Below are 6524 nucleotides of genomic sequence, written 5' to 3'. Positions count from 1 at the left end.
GTGTTCCATTCTCCAAACAGCTCCGGCAGATCGCGCCAAGGCGAGCCGGTGCGCACGATCCACAGCACCGCCTCGATGAACATACGATTGTCCCGGCCCGAAGAGCCGCGCGTCCGCTCGTCGCCGATGATGTGCGGCGCTATCCGCGCCCACTGCTCATCCCCAAGCACCAGTCGATCAAGAACACCCATCGCTGCCTCATCAAAGGCAGCTTTGAATCACAGATCATTCAGCCCGGGAACCCCAAGAGTCCACACTACCTAGCGCACCCCCGCGCGGTTCACAGGGCCGCCGGTGTTGACGCCGTAGCCCGGCTCGCCCACACCGACGCCCGGCGCAAGCCCGACGCCCGCGGCGCCGGCTCCGGCGCCCGGCAGGACGCCGACGCCCGTGCCGTTGCCCTTGGCCACGCAGCCGGCCGGATAGCCGGGCCGCGTGCAATAGGCGACGCGGGTCGGGCGGGCGACGCAGCCCTGCGGCACCCCCGCGCTCTTGCAATAGACGACGGCGGAACTCGGGCTGGACCCGCCCGCCAAGGCGGCGGTAGCAAGGCCGGCGGCGGCAAGCATGCGAAAAAGACTGCGGGATCCCTTCGACATGGATTGAACCTTCCTGATGCGTCCAGCGCCCGGCAGAGCTAGAGTGCGTTCGGTTGTCTCTCAATGGCGATTTCTGGCCACGTCATGCGGGAGGCGACATCCCTTGTCCTGCCACGCTTCGGCGGCGTGGCGGGGGGACCGCGCCGCCACGTGCCGCCCCGATGCCCGGGGATGCCGGTACGGGGGGATGGCGATGCGGTGTTGGTCTGTACGGAGTTTGGAAGCAGGATGTCGGATTCCCATCGGCGGCAGGATGCGGCACCAGTGCTGCGGCCGGATCTGCGCGCCCTCAACGCCCCCCGCCTCGCCACCTTGCGCGCCCAGCCCGCCTTTTCCCAGGCCATGGCGCAATGGGCCGCCGACCTCGTCGGCCGCTATGACGGCAACCGCCTGCTCAACCGCCTGCTGAACGACCGCGAGCGGGCCATGTTCGCGCTGATGGCGCTCTATCTCCACCTCACGCCGGACGAGAGCGGTGCGGGCCTGACCGCCGGCCGCATCATCGCCTTGTGCGGCGAGACGCAATTGTGCAGCCGCGGCCGGGCCAAGGCCATGCTGGTGCTGATGCGCTGGGCCGGCTACATCGAGCCCGCCCCCGCCGGCCGCGCCGACCGCCGCCAGCGCCCGCTGGTGCCCACGGCGGCCTTCTTCTCCTCCCAGGTGGAGCGCTGGCGCAGCATCTACGAGGCGGTGGCGCTGCTCGATCCCATCGGCACCATGGCGCTGGAGCGGCTGGAGGACCAGGCGTTCCGCATCCATGTGGTGCGCGGCATCATCGACAGGTTCCGCGCCGGCGAGCGCCTGCTGGACCATGCCCCCGCGCTCGCTTTGTTCGCCGCCCGCGACTGCGGGCTGATGGTGCTGCTGGCGCTGGCGCTCTCGCGCGCGCCGGACGACCCGTTCCCGCCGCAGGGGGTGCTCACCGTGCCGGTGGCCGCGCTCGGCCGGCGCTTCCATGTCTCGCGCGCCCACGTGCTGAAGCTGCTGCGCGACGCGGAGACCGCCGGGCTGCTGGAGCGGCCCGACCGCGCCTCCGGCGGCCTGCGCCTGCAGCCGCCGCTGCGCCAGGGCCTCACCGACTTCTTCGCCGCCGTCTTCGTGCTGTTCGCCGACACCGCCCGCGACGCCTGCGCCGCGATCAGCGCCGCCCCGCGCCCGTAGCCGCCGCGCGCCGGCGGCCGCCGGGGGCGATGGGTGCGTCCGCGCGGGGTGTTGACCTTGTTCGCGCCGCAACCCATAAGCCCAGCGAGAGGGCGTGAAATGCTGACCAAAAAAGGCAAATACGGGTTGAAAGCGGCCGTGCATCTGGCGCGGCTGCTGCCGGGCGAATCCAACCAGGTCGCGGAAATCGCCGAGGCCAACCAGATTCCGAAGAAGTTCCTGGACGTCATCCTCGGCGAGCTGCGCAACGCCGGCTTCCTGTCCAGCAAGAAGGGCAAGGCCGGCGGCTACAAGCTGGCCAAGGCGCCGGAAGACATCGTGGTCGGCGACCTGATTCGCGCCCTCGACGGCCCGCTCGCGCCCATTCCCTGCGCCAGCCGCAATTCCTTCGTGCCCTGCGAGGACTGCGACGTGGAGCATTGCGAGGTGCGCCGCATCATGGTGCGGGTGCGCGACGCCATGGGCACGGTGCTCGACACCTACAGCCTCGCCGACATGCGCGACCTGCGGCAGGACAAGCTCGCCGCCTTCGTCGACTATATCTGACCGCACGGCCGGAGGCGCGCGCCCCCCGCTTCCCTCCGGGCGGAGCGGACACTAGGCTGCCCGAAGCCCCCGTCCGATCCTCCGGGGCGGGACCGGAGCCCGACATGACGCCCCGCCTCAGCGTGGTCATCCCCTCCCGGGACTGCCTCGCCTACCTGCCCGCCGCCATCGCCAGCATCCGCGCCCAGAGCTCGGGCCCCGGCGCGTTCGGGCCGATCGAGATCGTGGTGGTGGACGACGGCTCCACCGACGGCACCGCCGCCTTCCTGGCCGAAGCCGCCGCCGACCCGCTGCTCACCCCCCTGGTGCACGCGCCGTCCGGCGTCTCCGCCGCGCGCAATGCCGGCATCGCCGCCGCCCATGCCCCGATCATCGCCTTCCTCGATGCCGACGACCAGTTCTTCCCCGGCGTGCTGGAGGCACGCGTCGCGCTGCTGGAGCGCGACCCGCGGGTGACGCTGGCCTTCGCCGACGTGGTGTCGGTGACGCCGGAGGGCGAGGTGCTGGGCAAGCAGTTCACCTACTGGCCCTATTTCCGCAAATGGATCGGCGGGCGCACCGGCCTCCTCGACCTCGGGCCGGACGCCTTCGCCATGCTGCTGGCCGAGACGGTGTGCGGCACCTCCACCGTCATCGCCCGCAAGAGCGCGATCCTGGCGGCGGGCGGCTTCGACACCCGCTACCGCATCGGCGAGGACTGGGACCTGTGGCTGAAGCTCGCCGGGCTCGGCAGCGTGTGGTGCGACACGGTCTGCTCCACGCGCTATCTCAAGCGTCCCGGCTCGGCCAGCAAGGACACCGCCGAGCTGGCGCGGTCGGTGCACCAGATCTTCAGGGAGCGGGTGCCGGACCCCGGCCGCATCCCGCAGCCCTACCGCGCCATCGCCCGGGCCCGGCTGCTCACCTCCGACGCCATGCTCTCGCGCGAGCAGGACGCGCGCCTGAAGGCCTTCTGCCAGCAGGCCACCGCCTTCCTGCTGGCGCCGAACGCCAATGCCGCGCGCGACGCCGCCTACGACCTCGCCCGCCTGCTGCGGCTGAAATAGGCCCGGCGGCCGGGACCGGGGCAAGGCCCGCCGCGCCGCTGTCGAAGCAGGCCCGCCTGGACGGCATACCGGGGGGAAGGCGTGCCTGGGGAAAAGCTTGCCTAGAAAGGCTTGCCGGGCAGGCGCGCCGCGCTACTATCCGTCCCGGCCGGCGCCATGGCCGGCCCGGGCCGGGCCCATCCGGCGGGGACCTCGATGGACCGCATGGCACCGGTGCGCCCGCCCCGGGACCACCGGCGCTCCGGGACCGCTCCGTTCGGCCGACGCCGCCGCAAGTTGATCCAAGACGTATTCTTCAAAAAATAAAATCATCCCAGGGAGACGCAGCGTGATCAAAGTCAGCGTGATGTATCCGCACAAGCCCGACGCCCGGTTCGACCATGATTACTACCGGGATCAGCACATGCCGCTGGTGAAGGCCCGGCTGGGCGACGCCTGCCTGTTCTACACGGTGGACAAGGGCCTGAGCGGCCCCATGCCGGGCTCGCCCCCCGCCTTCATCGCCATGTGCCACATCTATTGCGAGACGGCGGAGGCATTCGGCGCCGCGTTCGGCCCGCACAGCGCGGAAATCCTCGCCGACATTCCCAAATACACCGACCTGTCCCCGACGATCGTCATCAGCGACGTGGTGGTCGGCCAGCCGTAGGGCAGCTGGCGGACAGGCGCCGTGCTCTCCATGACGGAGAGCCGTCATTCGCCCCTTGCACGACGCGCCCCTCCCCCTTGCGGGGAAGCGGGCGCGTCAGCTTCTGAGGACGGCCACGTCCCGTGCGGTCGGGCGCAAACACAGGCTCGGTGAGTAAAGACACCGGGATGAGCATAACCGGGATCACGCGGGATCTGTCGGGACGAACCGAGCGTTGGCGGGACTTCCGATGGAAGGTGGTCTCGGCGGCGCGCTCGGGTCACCGTCTTTCAGAAAACACCAAATCGGCCGCTCGGACAGCCTATCTTGTAGAATGCAGCGGCCGCGCTCGCCCATGCCTTCGAAGCTCTCTGGTGCCTCTTAGCTGCCGCCATTGGGCGGCAGCATCGGGATCACGTAGAGGCGCCAAGCCTTTTTATCATCGTCGCCGAGTCTGTACAGGATGCGCCCCAGGCGGGCTGAACGCTCGCCACCTTGGCCAGTCCAGGCTTCGGTTAGTTTTCCGATGACATCGACGCCCTCTTGTTGAGGTGCGTCCTGTGAAAACAACTCCATGGCTGCAAGCACGGCCGAAAACCACTTAAGCTTTCCATCCAGTTTTGAAACTGAGGATATCGGCGCGATTAGCTCGACGTCGCTAAGTATTTCTCCATCGTTCGCCGCTGCGATAATGGTCATGCCGTTGCCAATTTGGTAAAGGCAGACGCGCCGATCCTTTTCTTTGGTATCGCATTTGTCCAGGGTGAGCCGTGGCGCGTCAGAACGTTTCTTTCTAACCCCGTCGAAAGCGCTAGGGAGATCATCAAGCTTGATCGTAAGGTCCGGCAATTTTGCCTTACTCGACAACGCGCCGATGACAATCGCGATGGCGCCAAGTCCAATAGCAATCCGCAGAAATTTATTTTTAATAATCGGCGTGGTCAGCCAACCCATATTATCTTCCTCCACAAATACAACTAGCACAATACAACGGAGAATTATTCGTAATAATAAATCAACATCTGAATTGCTTCACCATAAAATGGAATATTATGATACAAATATATTTTAACTAAAAATTATAAACTTCTTCTACCCACGCTACGCTCGGCTTTTTGTGCACCAAAAGAGTGCACAGAATGCGATCTGCGCCCTTGAAATTTCTTGTTCACAACTATTTCCCCGCCAAGTACCTACGCGACCGAGTAAGAACTGCCCCACGCGGCGAGAGTCAATCGGCTCCTTTCCCTTTGGGCGCATCCTCTGGTGCAAATCGGTATATTTACACCACGATGCCGTTTTATCCGGTGCCATAACCTTGTGCCGCGTCGCAAGCTACTCTTCGACGAGGGACAGGCGCTCATCCAGGAGGCCGGCGTCTAGTGCCCCCCCCCTCCACTCGGGCACCTCCCCCGCAAGGGGGGAGGGAGCGCGTCGCGCGGGACGGGGATTGACCGCGCGCCGTTGCGAAAGGCGCCGGACCTGTCTGTCGCCCGGCCCCAGTCCCCGCTCCCCAGTCCTCGCCGCCTAATCCCGGTCGCCGCCCTCGATGGCCATCTCGCCCTTGGCGGAAGGCAGGCCGGCCATGTCCAGGGCCAAAGCGCCGAAGCACAGCGGCATGGACGAGCGCGGCACGAAGCCGGCGCGGCGCAGCAGCGCCTGGGTCTCCGCATCGCTGGTGAAGAAGAAGGCCGAGCGGGCGCCGCGCGCGACCCCGAGGCGCAGCAGCGCCCGCGCCGCCGCGAGGCGGGCGTCCGGCGCGCCGATGAGCGCGTCGATGCGCAGCAGCGCCCGCCCGCCCGGATCGTTGTCGTCCGCCGCCATGTCGAAGATGGCGAGCGCCTGCGGCGCCTCCGGCGGCCCCAGCACGAGGCGCTCATAGGCCCCGCCCGGCTCGGCCCCGTAGCGCCAGGCCAGCCAGTCCGGCGTGTGATTGACCCGGCAGCGCGCGCCGGAGGGCACCCGTGCCGGCACCGCGAAGCGGGTGGCGGGCGTCACCTTGTCCAGCACTCCCTGCCCCGCCCCGCCGGACAGGCGCACCTGCGCAGCCATCACCGCATCCAGCAGCGGCGCCAGGACGCCCGGCACGCGCCGGGGCGCGGCCAGAGGCCGGACCATGCGGGCCATCTCGTCCAGATGCCGCCAGTCCAGCTTGGTCATGAACATGGGATAGGAATTTTCGTTGGGCAGGCCGTAGACCAGCCCGTAGCCGCGCCGCGCGGCCTCCGCATAGCAATGCCGGGCCAGCGTCACCGACATGTTCTGCCGCCGGTAGTCCGGATGGGTCATGGTGTCCACCGACTGCGCGCCCAGGATCGGCGCGCCATCCAGCAGCAGCGGCGTCGGGATCACCGCATAGAGCCCGACGCAGGCCTCCCCCACCATGGCGACCGAAGCCAGCGGGCCGAACGGGCCGTCGAACAGCTTCCAGCGCAACGCTTCCGGCGCCACCTTGACGCCCCAGACCGTCTCATAGAGCGCGCAGAGGCCGGGCAGGTGCGCCGGGGTGGCGAGGACGGGCTGCCAGAGGCGGGATGCGGGCAT

The 6524-nt window shown here is 68.0% G+C and carries 8 protein-coding genes; 4 read left to right on the top strand and 4 right to left on the bottom strand.

Going from position 1 to position 6524, the window contains the following annotated elements:
• Window positions 1-191, bottom strand: a 191-nt coding sequence (locus tag YU1_RS30840) for a transposase (protein ID WP_035716443.1), incomplete at its 3' end; no start/stop codon positions are given.
• 69 nt (window positions 192-260) lie between these two features.
• Window positions 261-599 carry a hypothetical protein gene (locus YU1_RS0122950; RefSeq protein WP_029006075.1) on the bottom strand — a complete coding sequence of 113 codons (339 nt, stop codon included), beginning with the start codon at window positions 597-599 and terminating at the stop codon, window positions 261-263.
• A 228-nt stretch (window positions 600-827) separates the two neighbouring features.
• On the opposite strand from YU1_RS0122950, the gene YU1_RS30835 reads away from it, so the two are divergent.
• From YU1_RS30835 to YU1_RS0122930, 4 genes are all read left to right on the top strand, one after another.
• Window positions 828-1760 (top strand): hypothetical protein, encoded by a 933-nt coding sequence (locus tag YU1_RS30835; RefSeq protein WP_156922382.1) that lies wholly within the window; start codon window positions 828-830, stop codon window positions 1758-1760.
• A gap of 99 nt (window positions 1761-1859) precedes the next feature.
• A complete protein-coding gene (locus YU1_RS0122940; protein ID WP_029006074.1) occupies window positions 1860-2306 on the top strand; it encodes an RrF2 family transcriptional regulator in 447 nt (148 codons plus the stop codon).
• Between the two features lie 104 nt (window positions 2307-2410).
• Window positions 2411-3352, top strand: coding sequence for a glycosyltransferase family 2 protein (locus tag YU1_RS0122935; RefSeq protein WP_029006073.1), 942 nt, complete (start codon window positions 2411-2413; stop codon window positions 3350-3352).
• Window positions 3353-3680: 328 nt separating this feature from the next.
• A complete protein-coding gene (locus YU1_RS0122930) occupies window positions 3681-4001 on the top strand; it encodes an EthD family reductase (RefSeq protein WP_029006072.1) in 321 nt (106 codons plus the stop codon).
• A gap of 360 nt (window positions 4002-4361) precedes the next feature.
• Here YU1_RS0122930 and YU1_RS33645 read toward each other — a convergent pair whose 3' ends face one another.
• The gene (locus YU1_RS33645; protein ID WP_156922380.1) at window positions 4362-4934 is read right to left on the bottom strand and encodes a hypothetical protein; all 573 of its coding nucleotides are present in this window, start codon (window positions 4932-4934) and stop codon (window positions 4362-4364) included.
• Between the two features lie 573 nt (window positions 4935-5507).
• Complete coding sequence (locus tag YU1_RS0122925; RefSeq protein ID WP_029006071.1) at window positions 5508-6524, bottom strand: GNAT family N-acetyltransferase; 1017 nt, start codon at window positions 6522-6524, stop codon at window positions 5508-5510.

Origin of the sequence: Azorhizobium doebereinerae UFLA1-100, from assembly GCF_000473085.1 — a bacterium.
Taxonomy (GTDB): domain Bacteria; phylum Pseudomonadota; class Alphaproteobacteria; order Rhizobiales; family Xanthobacteraceae; genus Azorhizobium; species Azorhizobium doebereinerae.
This window is presented reverse-complemented; position numbering and strand designations above follow the sequence as displayed.